The organism is Dehalococcoidia bacterium (assembly GCA_025054935.1).
Lineage (GTDB): Bacteria > Chloroflexota > Dehalococcoidia > SpSt-223 > SpSt-223 > JANWZD01.
Map to the genome: position 1 here is coordinate 40001 of JANWZD010000002.1, position 15966 is coordinate 55966.

Annotated in this window: 17 protein-coding genes; 8 read left to right on the forward strand and 9 right to left on the reverse strand. The window is 68.0% G+C overall.

Translation table 11 applies throughout. From position 1 onward, the window contains the following. The first annotated feature begins 102 nt into the window (after positions 1-102). Genes NZ773_03085 through nadA form a run of 4 tightly spaced genes read left to right on the forward strand, consistent with a single transcriptional unit; the run spans position 103 to position 4270 of the window. On the forward strand, positions 103-837 hold the full coding sequence (locus NZ773_03085) for an NUDIX domain-containing protein (GenBank protein ID MCS6800912.1): 735 nt from the start codon (positions 103-105) through the stop codon (positions 835-837). A 15-nt stretch (positions 838-852) separates the two neighbouring features. After that, positions 853-2406 carry an FAD-dependent oxidoreductase gene (locus tag NZ773_03090; protein ID MCS6800913.1) on the forward strand — a complete coding sequence of 518 codons (1554 nt, stop codon included), beginning with the start codon at positions 853-855 and terminating at the stop codon, positions 2404-2406. Next, entirely contained in the window at positions 2403-3299 is an 897-nt protein-coding gene (nadC, locus tag NZ773_03095; protein ID MCS6800914.1) for a carboxylating nicotinate-nucleotide diphosphorylase, read from the forward strand. The genes NZ773_03090 and nadC overlap by 4 nt, the downstream gene beginning before the upstream one ends. Continuing rightward, entirely contained in the window at positions 3284-4270 is a 987-nt protein-coding gene (gene nadA / locus NZ773_03100; GenBank protein ID MCS6800915.1) for a quinolinate synthase NadA, read from the forward strand. The genes nadC and nadA overlap by 16 nt, the downstream gene beginning before the upstream one ends. A gap of 162 nt (positions 4271-4432) precedes the next feature. Here nadA and NZ773_03105 read toward each other — a convergent pair whose 3' ends face one another. Genes NZ773_03105 through NZ773_03115 form a run of 3 tightly spaced genes read right to left on the reverse strand, consistent with a single transcriptional unit; the run spans position 4433 to position 7560 of the window. Beyond that, on the reverse strand, positions 4433-6289 hold the full coding sequence (locus NZ773_03105) for a protein kinase (protein ID MCS6800916.1): 1857 nt from the start codon (positions 6287-6289) through the stop codon (positions 4433-4435). A gap of 12 nt (positions 6290-6301) precedes the next feature. Beyond that, the gene (locus NZ773_03110) at positions 6302-7300 is read right to left on the reverse strand and encodes a GNAT family N-acetyltransferase (GenBank protein MCS6800917.1); all 999 of its coding nucleotides are present in this window, start codon (positions 7298-7300) and stop codon (positions 6302-6304) included. Positions 7301-7302: 2 nt separating this feature from the next. Beyond that, positions 7303-7560, reverse strand: coding sequence for a preprotein translocase subunit YajC (locus NZ773_03115; protein ID MCS6800918.1), 258 nt, complete (start codon positions 7558-7560; stop codon positions 7303-7305). 119 nt (positions 7561-7679) lie between these two features. On the opposite strand from NZ773_03115, the gene NZ773_03120 reads away from it, so the two are divergent. The 3 genes from NZ773_03120 to NZ773_03130 all read left to right on the forward strand — a co-directional run bounded on the left by NZ773_03120 (position 7680) and on the right by NZ773_03130 (position 9271). Next, the gene (locus NZ773_03120) at positions 7680-8342 is read left to right on the forward strand and encodes a sigma-70 family RNA polymerase sigma factor (protein MCS6800919.1); all 663 of its coding nucleotides are present in this window, start codon (positions 7680-7682) and stop codon (positions 8340-8342) included. Between the two features lie 63 nt (positions 8343-8405). After that, the gene (locus tag NZ773_03125; protein ID MCS6800920.1) at positions 8406-8804 is read left to right on the forward strand and encodes a hypothetical protein; all 399 of its coding nucleotides are present in this window, start codon (positions 8406-8408) and stop codon (positions 8802-8804) included. Further along, a complete protein-coding gene (locus tag NZ773_03130; protein ID MCS6800921.1) occupies positions 8804-9271 on the forward strand; it encodes a hypothetical protein in 468 nt (155 codons plus the stop codon). Before NZ773_03125 ends, NZ773_03130 begins: the two co-directional genes overlap by 1 nt. Positions 9272-9355: 84 nt before the next feature. Here the strand turns inward: NZ773_03130 and NZ773_03135 are convergent, their stop codons facing one another. Beyond that, the gene (locus tag NZ773_03135; GenBank protein MCS6800922.1) at positions 9356-10186 is read right to left on the reverse strand and encodes an alpha/beta fold hydrolase; all 831 of its coding nucleotides are present in this window, start codon (positions 10184-10186) and stop codon (positions 9356-9358) included. 65 nt (positions 10187-10251) lie between these two features. On the opposite strand from NZ773_03135, the gene NZ773_03140 reads away from it, so the two are divergent. Continuing rightward, positions 10252-11298 carry an L-threonylcarbamoyladenylate synthase gene (locus NZ773_03140; GenBank protein MCS6800923.1) on the forward strand — a complete coding sequence of 349 codons (1047 nt, stop codon included), beginning with the start codon at positions 10252-10254 and terminating at the stop codon, positions 11296-11298. A gap of 56 nt (positions 11299-11354) precedes the next feature. On the opposite strand, the gene NZ773_03145 is transcribed toward NZ773_03140, so the two are convergent. The 5 genes from NZ773_03145 to NZ773_03165 are packed head-to-tail and all read right to left on the reverse strand — an operon-like array spanning position 11355 to position 15782. Further along, positions 11355-12335, reverse strand: a complete 981-nt coding sequence (locus NZ773_03145; protein MCS6800924.1) for an aldo/keto reductase — start codon at positions 12333-12335, stop codon at positions 11355-11357. A 2-nt stretch (positions 12336-12337) separates the two neighbouring features. Then, positions 12338-13330, reverse strand: coding sequence for a UDP-glucose 4-epimerase GalE (gene galE, locus NZ773_03150; GenBank protein ID MCS6800925.1), 993 nt, complete (start codon positions 13328-13330; stop codon positions 12338-12340). Between the two features lie 16 nt (positions 13331-13346). Next, positions 13347-13799, reverse strand: coding sequence for a pyridoxamine 5'-phosphate oxidase family protein (locus tag NZ773_03155; GenBank protein MCS6800926.1), 453 nt, complete (start codon positions 13797-13799; stop codon positions 13347-13349). 37 nt (positions 13800-13836) lie between these two features. Further along, a complete protein-coding gene (locus NZ773_03160; GenBank protein MCS6800927.1) occupies positions 13837-15090 on the reverse strand; it encodes an ABC transporter permease in 1254 nt (417 codons plus the stop codon). Beyond that, positions 15087-15782 (reverse strand): ABC transporter ATP-binding protein, encoded by a 696-nt coding sequence (locus tag NZ773_03165; protein ID MCS6800928.1) that lies wholly within the window; start codon positions 15780-15782, stop codon positions 15087-15089. The genes NZ773_03160 and NZ773_03165 overlap by 4 nt, the downstream gene beginning before the upstream one ends. Positions 15783-15966: the final 184 nt, after the last annotated feature.

The following is a 15966-nucleotide window of genomic DNA, read 5'->3' on the forward strand; positions in this document are numbered from 1 at the left end:
GATCCACGCGCTCCGCAACACCGCCGGGGGGCGGACGCTCCCCCGGCGGCGGGCGGGGAAGCGCGCTTGACAGGGACATTTGCGCGGCGTAAATTTTGCTCTATGAGAGCAGAAATCGCGCCGGTCCTGACGAGTGACCTGACGGCGGCGATCGCAGTCGACGTGGTGGTCTTTATCTACCGCGCCGGGGGGGACGGCACGCCAGCCGAGCGCGTGAACGTCCTTCTGACGGGCGAGCCGGGCGCGTGGGCCTTGCCTGGCGCGCTCGTCCATGTCGATGAGCCGTTTGAAGCGGCCGCCCGCCGTGCGCTTGTGCGGAAAACGGGCTACGACCCGGCGGATTGGTATCTCGACCAGCTGGCGACGTTTGGCGCCGTTCACCGCGACAGCCGCGGGCGTGTCGTCTCGGTGGGGCATCTGGCCTTAGCGCGGCTGGACGACCTGGTGATCGTCAACCCGGAAGCGGCAGCGCGAGCGTGGTGGTGTCCTCTCCCTTCCATCCCGTGGGAGGAACTGCGCTGGGATCATCCCGATATCCTTCGCACCGGGATCACGCGCTTGCGCTCAAAACTGCGCTACTCCTGGGTAGCCTTTGAACTGCTGCCCAATCCGTTTGCCGTCTCCGAGCTCCGCGACCTTTACGCGGCGTTCTACGGTCCGAAGGTTGGCAAGCTGTCGACCAGCAATGTCTTGAAGGCGTTCCGTCCGCTGCTTGAGAGCAAGCAGCTGCTCCCGGTGGGAGAGGTTGCCCGGCTGCGTCGGCGCGGCCGCCCGCCAGCGCGTTACCGCTTTGTGGGCAACCCCGAAGGGGCGCGCGACCGTGAGCTTCCGTGGTAGATCGGTGAGGTTGGCATGGCAGAACGCGTAATCGTGGTCGGTGGTGGCGCTGCGGGGATGACCGCCGCCTTGGCAGTGGCGAATGCGGGCGGCAAGGTGACCTTGATCACAAATGCGATTGGTGGGGGGTCGTCTCCCTGGGCGCAAGGCGGCGTTGCCGCAGCCATCGGCGCGGACGACTCGCCCGAACAGCACCTGCGCGATACGCTCGCGTGCGGGGGCGGGCTGGTTGACGAAGAGGCGGCGCGCCTGATGGCAGAAGAGGCGGCAGCGCGCATCGCCGACCTTATCGCTGCGGGCGTCCCCTTCGACCGAGAGCCAGACGGCTCGCTCGCGCTCGGCCTCGAAGGGGGCCACCATCGCCGGCGCATCATCCATGCCGGCGGCGGCGCCACCGGCTGGCATATTGTCCGCGCCCTCGCCAACGTGGTTCTCGCTACGGCTGAGATCTCGGTGCTTGAAGGACCGACTGTCGCTGCGCTGCAGGTGAAAGCGGGGCGGGTGACCGGCGTCGAGCTCCGCTGGCCGGATGGGATCGACGGCGTGCTGGAGGGGCCGGTCGTCCTCGCGACGGGCGGCTGCGCCGGTCTCTACGGCCGGAGCACGAACCCTGAGACGGTCAACGGCCGCGGCATCGCTCTCGCGTGGCAGGCAGGCGCGGCGCTCGCCGACCTCGAGTTTGTCCAGTTCCACCCCACCGCGCTCGACTTGCCGGTCGCTGCGATGGGCCACAAAGCGCTTTTGCTGACCGAGGCGCTGCGCGGGGAGGGAGCCTATCTTCTCGACGCTCATGGGCGCCGGTTCTTGACTGCGGGGCCGCTCGCGCATCCGCTCGCCGAGCTCGCTCCCCGCGACGTCGTCGCGCGGGCGATCCATTATGCCCGCCAGGATGGTCCGGTCTTCCTCTCCCTCCGTCACCTCGACCCGGACCACGTCCGCGCTCGCTTCCCGAACCTCGTCTCTCTGCTCGCGTCGATCGGGCTGGATCTCGCGACCGACCTGCTGCCTGTCGCGCCGGCAGCGCACTATCTGATGGGAGGGGTGTGGTCGGACCGGAATGGCGCCTCCACCGTGCCGGGGCTGTACGTCGCGGGTGAGGTAGCCTGCACGGGAGTGCACGGGGCGAACCGGCTGGCGTCGAACTCGCTGCTCGAATGCCTCGTCTTCGGCCGGCGCGCCGGGCTTGCGGCCCTCGAGGGGGTTGCGCCAAGCGGGTTCGAAGAGGCGCTCAACCGCGGCTATGAATTGGACGCCCACCCGCCGGCGCCGCCGGAGCAGGGGGTCAGCGGCGAGGCGTTGGGAGCGCTGCTCGACAGCAATCTCGGCGTGATCCGTAACGAAGCGGGTCTCAGCGAAGCGCTCGCCCGGCTTGCGGAAGACGAGGCGGGCGTCGTGGCGCGGCGGATCGCGCTTGGCGCGTGGCTCCGCCGCGAGTCGCGGGGGGCGCATTACCGGAACGATTTTCCGGAGACGGTCGAGAGGTGGCGCGGCCGCATTATTCAGCAGCGCGGGCGTGCCCCCCATTTTGCCCCAGTCCGCGCTCCGGTGGCGGCGGCAGAGCGGCCATGATCGACACCGTCCTGCGCCCCTGCCGGGTGTCGCCCGACCTCCCGGGGCTTGCTGACCAAGTCGCGCGCGCGCTCGCCGAAGACGTGGGCCGAGGCGACCTGACGACGCGCCTGACCGTGCCCGCTGAGATGCGCGCCCGCGCCTCGCTCATCCAGAAATCGCCCGGCGTGCTCGCGGGTGCGCCGGTCTTCGAGGCGGTCTTTGCGCTTGTTCCAGGAGAGGTCTCGATTGCTTGGCTCGTCGAGGAGGGCAGCGTCTCACCCGGGCCGCGTACCGTCGCCGAACTCGAAGGCAGCGCGCGCGCCTTACTGACGGGGGAGCGGACAGCGCTCAACTATCTCCAGCGCTTGTCGGGGATCGCCACGCTCGCCGCCCGCGCGGCGGAGATCATCGCGCCCTATAACGTCACTCTGCTCGACACGCGCAAGACGACGCCAGGATTGCGGCTCCTTGAGAAGTACGCGACGCGGGTCGGCGGGGCGCGCAACCACCGCTTCGGCCTCGATGACGGCATCTTGATCAAGGACAACCATATCGTGGCTGCGGGCGGGATCACCGCGGCGGTGCAGGCGGCCCGCGCAGGTGCCCCGCCGGGAATGCTTATCGAAGTCGAGGTGACCACCTTCGCGGAGCTGGACGAAGCGCTCGCCGCCGGCGCCGACATCATTCTGCTCGACAATTGGGATCCCGCCGACCTCCGCCGCGCGATCGAGATCTGCGACAGCGCAGACGTCTGGACCGAGGTCTCGGGAGGAATCTCGCTGGAGACGATCGCCCGCTACGCCGCCGCACGGCCGGATTTCATCTCGATGGGGGCACTGACCCACTCGGCGACCGCGCTCGATTTTTCGCTCGACTTCGTCATGGAGAGGCCAGCATGGTCAGCTCGCTGATTCAGATCGCTCCACCGCCAGTTCAGGAGTCCGAGGAGGAGCTGATCGCCCAGATCCAGCAGCTCCGCAAAGAGCGCAACGCCGTCATCATGGCGCACAACTATCAAATCCCGCAGATTCAGGACCTCGCCGATTTTGTCGGCGACTCGCTCGCCCTTGCGCGGGAGGCAACCCGCGTCAAGGCGGATGTCATCGTCCTCTGCGGCGTCTATTTCATGGCAGAGACGGCGAAGCTGCTCAATCCGGACCGCATTGTCATCATTCCGGATCCCAACGCTGGCTGCTCGCTCGCCGACTCGATAACGGCAGAGCAGCTTCGGGAATGGAAGGCACAGCATCCCGGGGCGGTTGTTGTAAGTTATGTCAATACAACGGCAGCGGTGAAAGCCGAGACCGATATCTGCTGCACCTCTAGCAACGCCGAGAAGGTGATCCGTTCGATCCCCGAGGAGACGCCGATCCTGTTCTGTCCCGACCTGTTCCTCGGCGACTATCTGAAGCGGATCACCGGCCGCAAGAACATGGAGATTTGGCCGGGCGAGTGCCATGTTCATGCCGGTATCCGCCCCGAAGAAGTGCGGGAATTGCTGGAGAGCACTCCGGATGCCGAGCTGCTCATCCATCCCGAGTGTGGCTGCACCAGTTCGCTGGTGTGGGCCCGCGGACAGGGCATGTTGCCCAACAACACCTATATGCTGTCGACCGACGGCATGATCCGCCACGCGCGCGCCAGCGCTGCCAAGAACTTCATTGTCGCCACGGAGACTGGCCTGCTGCACCGCCTGCAGCATGAGAACCCAGCGAAGCGCTTCTTCCCCGCCGATCGCGCTGCCGTCTGTGTCTACATGAAGATGATCACCTTGCCGAAGCTCCGCAACGCCTTGCGCGACTTGCAGCCGCAGGTGACGATCCCGGAGGAGATCGCTGTCCCGGCGCGGCGCGCGATCGAGCGGATGCTGGCGGTCAGCTGATCACCGTCGGAGCGCGAGCGCGCCGTCGCCGGCGGACCGTGCCGCTCTCTGACGCCGCCGTTCGGTCGCTGGCAGCGGCGAATAGTGCGCCTCGCCGAGCGTCGACCGGATCCGCGCGGGGAGCCGGATAGCTGCTGCGACGCGCAGCGACGGAGCGGCGCGCTAGCGCGTTTCGAAGACGCGGACGGCACTTATTGCGACCGTCAGGTTCTGGCCGACAACGATACCAAAGGTACCCTCGCGCCGCGCTTCGGGCTTCGTCTCGATGACGTCAGCTACCCAGATATCGTTGATGTAGAGGGTGATGTTGTTCCCCCGCGCGACGACTTTCAGCCGGTTTTTGGCATTTCCAAGATTGATCACTCCCGGCGGGGCACGCGTCGGCTCGATCATCAGGTCGTAGCCGGCTTGATTCTGCCGCTGCAGCGCCTCAACGTAACGCCCGAGCGAATAGGTACCGTTGCCGCGTATGAGAAAGTCGTAGCCGTCGACCCCAACGAGGCGGAACCCGATCCCGTAGCCTTTGTCGTCCGGCCCGTCGAGCTTCTCTAGGTCGGCCTCGAGCACGAGCGAAGCGTAGATGGTGCGGTGATTGCGCGGCGTCGTCTGCCAATTTGTGCTTGTCGGGTAGAAGTTCTCAATGATGTATCGGCCGCCTCGGAAGTAGGCCCGCACGTTGTTATTGTCCACGACGTCCCAGCCGTTGGCGTTGGCGGCCATGTTGTCCTGAAAAAGCACGCGCCCGACTGGGATCGTGGTCGGCGTAGGGGGAACGCGGGTTGGCGTGTTCGGCGGACGCGTCGGCGACCCAGCCGCCGGCGTTGGCGTGCGCGGCGTGGCGGTGCCCGGGGGCCGCGTGGCGGTCGCGGTGGCGAGCCCGACAGGCTCCGGCTCCGAAAAAAGCGCGCCGGCCACCACGAGCGCGCCGAAGCCGCCGACGCAGCCGCAGAGGAGCAAGACGACCGCCGCGATCCCGATCAGGAGCCAATTCGGCCCGCCCCGACGCGGAGAAGCGGCGCTGGCGGGCGGCGGCGTGCTCCCCACGGCGGGCGGCGGCATGGCGCCGGGGGGCGCGCCGCCCGGCGGCGCAACGACCGTCGGCGGGGTCACGCTCGCGAGGGGGGCAGTCTGCTCAGGCGGCAGGAGCGCGCTGCTGGCCGCGACCCGGTCCAGAGCGGCTTTCAGCTCGGCGGCGGTTTGGTAGCGCTGCTCAGGGGATTTCTGGGTCGCTTTCTCGGGGATCGCCACGTGCGCGGGCGGCACGAGGGGATTGACACTGCTCGCTTTCGGCAGCGGCGTCTCGACGTGCTGCCGCACGATTGAGAACGAGTCCGGCCCGCTGAACGGCTGGCGGCCGGTGACCATCTCGAACAGCACAACGCCGAGCGAGTAAATATCCGCCCTGCCGTCGACCGGCCGACCGAGCGCCTGCTCGGGGCTCATGTATTCTGGGGTGCCGATCCCGGTGCCGATGCTCGTCAGCCCTTGCGCCTCAACGAGCCGGGCGATCCCGAAGTCGGCGAGCATTGCCCAGTCCTCGCGCGCCATCAGGATGTTGGTCGGCTTGACATCCCGGTGGACAATTCCGCGCGCATGGGCGTAGTCAAGCGCGTCCGCGATCTGGCTGGCGATCCGGCAGGCAAGCGGAAGGGACAGCCGACCGATGCGCTCGCGCAGCGTGCCGCCGAGCACGAGCATCATCGCAATGTAGAATGTCTCCCCATCTTGCCCGAAGTCGTAAATCGGCAGGATATTGGGATGCTGCAAGCTGGCGGCTGCATTCGCCTCGCGGCGGAACCGCTCGACAAAGGTCGGGTCGGCCGCCAGCGAGGGGGGCAGCACTTTCAGCGCGACGTTGCGGTTGAGCGACGCTTGGACCGCTTTGTAGACGGACGCCATGCCGCCGCGACCCAGTCGTTCGACAATCTGATAGGGGCCGATGTTGCGTCCGATAAGGTCCTGCATCTGCTGCCCTCTCGTCGTGCGATTGTAGCTCACCCCCGAGAGGGCGAACTGCAAATCGCTCCTCTCTCAGGAAGGGTGAGCGTAGGCGAGCCGGTCGAGCGTCCGAACTGCGGTGAAGCCGGCCCGGAAGAGCGCCGCTTCTGCCGCGCTTTCGCTCGCGCGGACATCGGCGCGCACTGTGCCGGTCGGCAGGAAGGCGAGCGCGCCGGCGACTAGGTCCTCCTCGACAGTGCCCCGCGCTGCGGGATGAATCGTCAGTTTGAGCCGGTGCGCCGTCCCCCTGCCTCGAATCTCGATCTCGGCGGCGCCGGCCAAGCGGCCGTTGCGCTCAGCGACGAGGATCGTGCTCTGAACGCCGGTCAGCAGGCGTCCGACGATGCCGAGACTGGCGGCAAGGGTGGTTGCCATCACTTGCTGCTCCTGGACCGGAGTAAAGCGTCGAACGAGGTCGGGCGCTGCCGCGTCGAGCAGGGCTGCCAGCGCGCGCCACTCCCGCGCGCGGAGCGGACGGATGCAGGACGGACCGGATTGCGGCGCCCGCAGTTCCGGTCGCCGAAGTTCGAGGGTCTGGTCGATGCGCATGAAGCCGAGCGACCGGTAGAGGGCGTAGGCAGCCGCATTATCAGCCCGCACATCGAGGATGGTGACGCGCCCGCCCCGGCGCTCGATTTCGGCCAGGGCGGCGGTGGTCAGTCGGCGGGCGATACCCGCGCGCCGATAGGCCGGGTCGACGGCGACATTGCCGATCATCCAGCGCGTGGCATCGCCTCCAAGCCGTCCCAGCGTGACATTCCCGACGATCTGCCCGTCCTGCTCCCAGACGAAGCCGGCGAACAGGTCGCGCGCTGCCGGAAGGAGGACCCCTGCCGCCCTGAGGAAGGGAGCCGCAAGCTGCAGGGCAAGCACCTCCTGCGGCAGCAGCCGGTCGTCGGCGTCCTCTCCGGCGAATGCGCGCTCGATCAGCCGGACCACGCCCCGCAGATCGCGCGCAAGCTGAAACGGCCGCAGCACGCCGCCGGGAGGCGTCGCGTCACTCGCTCCAGTAGCGAGCGCGCCGCTCGCCATCGCTATGTCCGCGAGGTCCGACTGATGGCGCTGGGAAGACAGCGCACGCGCGTTTTCGGCGCGATTTCCACTTCGATAATGCCCGCGTCGACCCGGTGGACCTTCCCAAGCACGCCGTTCAGGATGATGACGGGGTCGCCATGACTGAGCTCACGGATCAGCCGGCGCTGCCGCCGCGCCTGCAAATAGGGCAGCCCGACAAACAAAGCGAGCATCCAGACACCCAAGAGGATCAGAAGAACAATCGATGCTGGGTCCATACGTCGTTCCTCGCGTCAGTCGTTCGCACTGCTTGCGCTGAGTGTACTGTCTCGCGCGAGACAGGGGCTGCAACCAGCTCGCCGCCTCGCGCGTGATACTGGTGGGAGAAGGGGCAGGCATGACGGCACAGGGATCGGTACGATGCAACATCGGTCTTCAACTGGCACTGCCGGCGATGGCGGCCTGGGTGAGCGGGGTCGTGGACTATGCAGCGCTCAGCGACGAGACGCTCGCCGCGAACTTTCTCGCGGGAGACCTCGACGCCTTTGAAGCGTTGGTGGTCCGCTACAGCCGGCCGCTCTATAACTTTGCCTTCCGCTTCGTGGGCAATGCCGACGACGCCAAAGATGTCGCTCAGGCCACCTTCCTGCAGCTGTATACGCACCTTGCCAGCGCGCGGCTCGATCAAACGCTCCGGCCGTGGCTGTTTCAGATCGCGCGCAACAAGGCGATCGACCTCCTGCGCGCCCGTCGCCAGCTCCTCTTCTCCGATCTTGAGCATGCGGGGGAGGAGGACGCCCCGCTCGATTTGGTGCCGGATGAGGCGCCGCTCCCCGAGGCGATCGTCGAGCGCGCCGACCTGCAGCGCCTCCTGAGCGACGCGATCACGCGCCTGCCGCAGAAGTACCGCGAGGTCGTTGCCTTGCGCTACACCACCGACCTGACGTTCAAGGAGATGGGAGAGGCGCTGGGGATGCCGGAAAACACCGTGAAGACGCTCTTTCAGCGCGCCAAAGTGCGGCTTCGCCGGCTTCTCGGCGATGTCGCTCGAGGAGAGTGAAACTGAAACGGGAGCGGCAGCGTGACGGTAATGACCAGAGATAAGAGGATGGCAGACGAGCCGATGGACGATCTTGACCGCCTCTATGCCCGGCTCGAGCCGCTTCCTCTCCCGGCCGACTTTGTCGTCCACGTCATGACGCAGGTACGCCGACAGGAAGCGCGGGCACGCCGCCGCCGGTTTGCCGGCTGGCTGGTCGCCGATCTGGTTGCGGCGCTGGTGCTGGGGTGGGCTGCCTTCAGCGTCGGCCGAGTGCTCGCCCTCGGCGCCTTCGACCAAGGGGCGGTGGAGCTGCTTTTCGACCTTGACCTCGCTCTTGCTGCCCCGCTTCCTTGGCTGATTGCGATCGGGGAGCTCGCTCCGGTCGTCGCCTTCGTCTGCCTCATTGCTGCCGGCGCCGTTGTCGCGGTGGCGACGCGCGCGCTTCTGAGCGGCGCAGCCCGCGGCGCGAGGGTGATCTGATGGCGGGCGCTCAGCGGAGAGATATCGCCTTCTGGCTGCGCCGCTGGCTCGTCCCGGCCGTTGCGGCGGGCGGGATCGCCGGCGCCGGCATCTTCGCCGGCTACGCGTCCACCGAGCCGGTCACGACGGCGGTGCCCGCTGTCGCGGAAACGAAGGTCGCAGCGCCGTTGCCGACCCGTCAGCCCGTGCAGCAGGCGCCGCGAGTTAATGCCGTCGAAGGGACGGTGATCCGGCTCGGCCGGACCTCGGAGGCGGGCCGCGTCCTCTTCGTCCAAGACCGCGCCGGTCGTGTCTTTCAGGTGCTTGTCACGCCCGAGACAGTGGTGAAACGAGCCGGCCGCCTTGTCCGCCCGACGCAGGTCCGCCTCGGCGACCAGATTGTTGGCGTCGGGGCGCGGCAGCCAAACGGCCAGTTCAAGGCGAGCGGCGTACGCATCCTTCCTCCGCTCAACGAGCCGACGCAGTAACGCTGGCGGCGGCGTTCTCCTGCGCTTCGGCGGCTGCACCCGCCGTGCAGGAACGCTGTCGGAATGAGCTGGCGCGCTTCCCCGTCAGGCGGCGAGGGGACGTCCCAACAGGAAGTCGCGCACCGTCTTCGCCCAGACACCGTCCTTTTCTAGCGGCCCAGCTCGGTGCTCTTTCGGCACCAGCTTCCCGATCGCGTTCTTCATTCGCTCGACGATCGTCGGGTGCGCGCGCACCAAATCGCCGCCCTCATTGTGGAGAACGAGCGTCGGCGCCTCGATCAGGACGACACGGTCCCAGAAGGGGTAGCGGCACATCACCCACGGCGCTGCTCCGTCCCACCCCATGTGGCCGTATGCTTCGACCGGTTGGGGCCCGAGGTTAACTTTGTAGAGGTTGAGAAAGAAGAGGGAGACGATCTCAATCCCGATCAGGTCGAGCGCGCCGGCGTGCTTGTTCCACAGCTCGAGGAGGTGCGACCCATCGGGGCGAGGCGGAACGATCGCGTGGATTCGTTCGTGCACGGCGCGGCGGCTCTCGGTGTTCCAGTTGAAGGCCTCGGAGAGGACGAGCTTGTCGACCCGCTCAGGGAAGGCGGCGGCGACTTCCGTAGCGATCTCGGCGCCGGTCAGGTGACCGACAACGTGCGCCCGCTCGATGCCGAGCCCGTCGAGCAGCCAGGTCACCCCGCGCGCATACTGGATCATCTCGGTGTAGGGAGGATTGGGCCGGTCGGAGTCGCCGTATCCCATGGTGTCCATGGCGATGACCCGAAAGTGGGGCGCGAGGACCGGAATGGTGTTGATATAGAAATTCCAGGAGTGCGGGCTCGGATGCAGGAGCACGACCGGCGCCCCTTCGCCCGCAGTGACGTAGTGGATCTGGCCGTCGGGCGTATCGACGAAGCCACGGCGCATGAGGCCTCCATGAAAGATGCAAGCTGGGTCTCTGGCAACAGTATACATGTCGGAGGCGAGCCCTCGTGACCGGAACTCGGCGCGTCCGGGTCGATCCGGAGCGCCCGGACGACGCGGTCCTCGCCGACGCCGGGGCGGTGATCCGTCGCGGCGGGCTGGTCGCTTTCCCGACGGAGACAGTCTATGGCCTCGGCGCAAACGCCCTCGACGAAGCGGCCGTTGCGCGCATCTTTGCCGCTAAAGAGCGTGCGCTCTCTGACCCGGTGATCGTCCATCTCGCCGACCCAGCCGAGATCGCCCGGGTCGCGGCGGCAGTGCCGCCGGCAGCGCGTCTCCTCGCCGAGCGTTTCTGGCCCGGGCCGCTCACGCTTGTCCTCCCGAAGCAGAATCATGTTCCTGCGAACGTCACCGCCGGCCGGCCCACGGTTGGGGTCCGGGTGCCGCGGCATCCAGTCGCCCAGGGGCTGATCCGCGCCGCTGGCGTGCCGATTGCTGCCCCGAGCGCTAACCGCTTTACCCGCACCAGCGCAACGCTGGCGGAGCACGTGCTTGACGACCTTGAAGGGCGCGTCGACCTCATCTTAGACGCGGGGCCAGCGCCCATCGGCATCGAGTCGACGGTCGTCGCCGTTGATGCGGCGAGCGTCCGCCTGCTGCGCCCCGGCGCAGTGAGCGCGGAGGAGATCGCGGCCGTCATCGCGCCGCTTGGGGTTGAGCTGCGGCGAGGAGCGCTCGACCCCTCGGAAGCGCCGGGCTTGATGAAGCGCCACTATGCTCCGCGCGCCCGGCTGACCGTCTTTCACGGCCCGCCTGACCGCGCGGTCGCGGCGGCGCTCGCTCAGGCGGCAGCCGCGATCGCGGCGGGGAGGCGGGTCGGCGCGCTTTTCGCCGACGATGATGCGCCGGAAGTGCCGCCAGGCCTTCTTGTCGAGCGGTTGGGGCCGCGCTCCGACCTGCCGGCCATCGCCCGCCACTTGTTCGCGGCGCTGCGCCGGCTCGACCGCGCCGGCGTCGAGCTGATCGTTGCGCCGACGTTCGGCGAGACCGGCCTCGGAGCGGCGATCTTCGACCGTCTCAGTCGCGCCGCGGAAGGCCGGGTCGTCACGGTGTGATCCCCGCCTTGCGCGTCGCTTCTTCTGCCTGGTGCCGGCGCGCCGAGGCGCGCTGCCTAGCCGCGTCGCGGGGCGAAGCTGGGCGGCCGCGTTACGACATCGGTCCAAGCTGAGGCCGCATCGAGCCGCTGGAGCTGCTCCGGCGAGAGACGGACCGCGACGGCGTTGAGCGTATCCCGCACCTGCTCGACGGTGCGGGCGCCGAGGATCGGCGCGGTCACCGCAGGCTGGTGGAGCAGCCACGCGACGGCCGTTGCGGCAGGTGTCGCGCCCGCCTCGCGCGCGACCTCCAGCAATGCGTCGAGAGCGCGCCAGCTGGCCTCGTTGTAGTAGCGGCGTTGGACGCCGGCAGCGCGCTGGCTGTCGGGGAGGGAGTCGCGCTGATATTTGCCGGAGAGGAAGCCGCTGGCGAGAGGGAAGAAGGGGATAACGCCGAGGCCGTAGGTCAGGCAGACGGAGCGCAGCTCCCGCTCAAACTCCTCGCGATGCACAAGGTTGTAGTGGGGCTGCAGGCAGTCGTATCGCGCTGTTCCCAGCTTGTCCGCGGTCCAGAGCGCTTGCATCAGCTCCCAGGCGCGATGGTTCGACGCCCCGAGATAGCGCACCTTGCCCGCGCGGACGGCGTCGTCGAGGGCGCGCAGGGTCTCCTCGACCGGGGTGTCGTAGTCGTAGAAGTGGGTCTGGTAGAGGTCGATGTAGTCGACGCCAAGGCGGCGCAGCGACGCCTCAAGGGCCGCGAGGATATGGCGGCGTGATCCTCCATAGTCGTTCGGTCCCTCGCCGACCTTCATCCCGACCTTCGTCGCGAGGATGATGGCATCGCGGTTGCCGCGGGCTTTCAGCCAGCGGCCGACGATCTCTTCAGACCGCCCGCCGCCGTAGACATTGGCGGTGTCGATGAAGTTGCCTCCCGCCTCGACGTAGGCGTCGAGGATGGCGAACGCTGTCTCCTCGTCTGCCTGCCAGCCGAAGGTCATGGTGCCCATGCAGAGCGGCGCCACCTTCAGCCCCGTGCGGCCGAGCGGGCGGTAGTCCATACTCATGGTTGTGTCTCCTCCTTCGGGTAGCCGTCAGGGTGCCGGCGCGCCCACTCCCAAGCCGAGCCGATGATTGTCTCCAAGTCGGGGAAGCGGGGGCGCCAGCCGAGCTCGGCGGCGATTTTGTCGGAAGCGGCGACCAAGCGCGGCGGGTCGCCCGGCCGCCGCGGTCCCTCAACTGCCGGGATCGGATGACCGGTGACGCGCCGCGCGGCCGCAAGCACTTCGCGCACGGAAAAGCCGGCGCCGTTGCCGAGGTTGTAGATGCGGCTTCCCCGCTCCAGCGCTTCAAGCGCCAGCACATGCGCCGCCGCGAGGTCGGCGACGTGAATATAGTCGCGAATGCAGGTACCGTCCGGCGTCGGGTAGTCGGTGCCGAAGATCTCGGCGTGCTCACGCTTGCCGAGCGCCACCTGCAGCAGCAGCGGGATCAGGTGGGTTTCGGGGTCGTGGTCCTCGCCGAGCCGGGCAGTTGCCCCAGCCGCGTTGAAATAGCGGAGGGAGATGAAGCGGATGCCGAAGGCGGCTTCATACCACGGGAGTGCCTGTTCGATCGCCAGTTTGGTCGCTCCATAGGGATTGGTCGGCGTCGTCGGCTCTTCTTCCGTGATCGGGAGGCGGTCCGGGTCGCCGTAGACCGCCGCTGTCGAAGAGAAGACGAAGCGCCGGATCCCATGGCGCCGCATGACGTCAAGCAGCCCGAGGGTGACAGTCACATTGTTGTGGTAGTAGCGGTCCGGGCGTTGGACCGATTCGCCGACTAGGCTGTAGGCGGCGAAGTGGAGCACGCCGTCCGGTTCGGCGCGGCCGAAGACGCTGTCGAGTGCGGCGACATCCGCGAGGTCGACCCGTTCCAGCGTTGCCCCCTCGGGCACGGCTGCGGCGTGGCCTTTCCGCAGGTCGTCGACGACGATCACCTGATGCCCGCGCTCAACGAGGAGTTCGGCGACGACGCTCCCGATGTACCCAGCGCCGCCGGTGACAATCAGGCGCATTCCTTAGGGCGGCGGGCTAGGCGCTCGCGAGCGAGAGGTCGTCTCCCCGCAGCACGGTCGACTGGCCGATGCCGACGAGAGAGTCGCCCCGAACTTCGATCGGCCGCAGTTTCAAAGCGACATAGGCAGTGCGAGACTCCGGCGTCAAGCTGGCCTTCGTGCGCGGGTATTTGTCGCCGTAGCGCTCGCGGATCGCCCAGACGGTGTCGGGGTCGTCGATAACCTCAACGTCAGCCTTAATCTGGAGATATTTGTTCGTCGCCGGGTCGAATGCCGTGAGCAGCGCTTTGCCCGTGCGGGCGATCTGCTTCAGCTTCGTCGACCCCTTCGGCGTCGGCACCCAGCAGGTGAACCCCTCGTTGATAAACCCGACGCGCCGGCCGGTCGGGTAGCCGTGGCGGTCGATGGTGATGAGGGTGACCACGCCGCGTTCGCTCAGGTAGTCATGCACGAGCTGCCGGTCGTTCACGCTCCGCTCCTTCCGAGAGTCCGGCGCGGATGATACCTCAGTCGTGGCGGAGGGCGGCGACGGGGTCGAGGCTCGCCGCGCGGTAGGCAGGATACAGGCCGGCGGCCACGCCGACGATCACCGCAAAAACGAGCGCTCCCGCCGCCAGCCACCACGGCACATAGGAGAGGCTGCCGACGAACGTGATCTGCTGGCTTTCGAGGTAGCGGTGGGCGATCCAATCGACCAAGAGGGAGAGCAGCCAGCCGGCGACCAGGCCGGTCACCCCGGCGATCGCGCCCATCATTCCGGATTCGACAAGAAAGAGCCGCAGCACGTCGCCCCGCGAGGCCCCCGTGGCCTTCATGATCCCGATCTCGCGCGTCCGCTCGTAGACCGACATTAGCATCGTGTTGACCACTCCAAGGCTCGCGACGAATAGCGCCAACCCGCCGACCCCCGCCAGCAGCGCCTGCAGAATCGCGAACACCCGATTGACGACGTCGAGGATCGCTTGGACCGAGGTGACCGAGAAGCCGCGCGCGGTCACGGCTTCGCTGATTGCCGGCACTGCCCCGAGCGAGGCGGCGCGCAAGGTGACCGCGTCATACCCTTGCGTTGTCAGCACATCCGGCTCGTCGTTCCACCAGCTGACCACAGCGGCAGCATCGCGAAAGCCGAGCGTGATTTCCGGACGGTCGCCATCGTCAACGCCTCGGACGATGACGCGGAACGTCTCCTGGTCGCCGCGGGAAGTGCGGGCAAGAAGGGTGATCGGTTCGCCGATGAGACGCGCCCACTCGGCCCGCTCCGTAATCCCGAGCCGCTCGAGAGCGTTTCGGGAGAGAACGGCGCCTCGCTCTTCCCCATCGACCGGCGTGCCGGCGAGCAGTTTCGGCTGCAGCTGGGCGAAAGGTGGGCGGGTCGCGGTTGTCGGCGCGACGCGCGTCTCGCGGCCATCGATCTGCACGCGCAGGTCGACGGCGGTCGGGATCGCCACGACCGGGATCGCAGCGACCACCCCCGGCAGGGCCCGCAGTTCCTCGACGACGGCAGGAGTGAGCGGGGTCGTCCGCGGCGCCTGGAACAGCCCGCGCGGCAGCCCCGTCTCTTGGGTCCGCGGCGTCACCCGCACCAAGTCCAGCCCAAGCTCCTCGATATTCCGCGCAATCTCGCGCTGCACGCCCGCTGCAAGCGCCACCATCGTCACGATTGTCACGATCCCGACGAAAATGCCGAAGGTGGTCAGCGCAGTTCGGAGCTTGCGCCGCGTCAGATTGCGCACCGCGTGCCGCACGAGTTCGCCGATCATGCTGCCCGCTCTTCGATCGCCTCGATCCGGCCGTCGCGCAGGCGCACCTGGCGCTGCGCGATCGCTGCGACCTCGGGGTCGTGGGTCACGATGACAATGGTCAGGGTCCGCTCGCGGTTCAGCTCGGTCAGCAGCGCGAGGATTTCGCGGCCGGTTGCCGAGTCGAGATTGCCGGTCGGCTCATCCGCGAGGAGGAGCTCCGGATTGCCGACCAGTGCCCGCGCGATCGCTACCCGCTGCTGCTCGCCGCCGGACAGCTCGGCGGGGAGGTGATGAAGCCGGTGGCCGAGCCGCACGCGCTCGAGGAGGGCGATAGCGCGCTGGCGGCGCTCGCTCGGGCTGACGCCGCTCCACACCAGCGGCAGTTCGACATTCTCGACCGCGCGTAGCCGGGGCAGCAGGTTGAAGCTCTGAAAGACGAACCCGACGACCCGTCGCCGGTGCTGGGTCAGCTCGCGTTCGCTCGCGCGCCCAAGATCGACGCCGGCGACACGCACTGTGCCTGCAGTCGGCCGGTCCAGCCCGCCGAGCAGGTTGAGCAGCGTCGACTTGCCCGACCCTGATGGGCCGGTCAGCGCGATCAGCTCCCCGCGTCTGATCGTCAGGTCGACGCCGCGAAGCGCGCCGACGGTGCTGCCGCCAAGCAGGTAGTGCCGCTCCACGCCGTTCAACTCGACAAGAGGAGCGGCCATCGCGGCTGGTGCAGCCTTCGCTGGCTGGACGGCGGTCATGGCGCTTCTTCTGTCCGGCCGATCGTTGCCCTGCCCGCGCGCGCCGACCGAGGTCCCCGGCAGCGCGGTGGCGCGGCGCTCCTCCTCCGCTGTCGTGACGGCCGCCTACGCTCCGATGACAGCGCGCGCACTGGTGGGTGAGGGC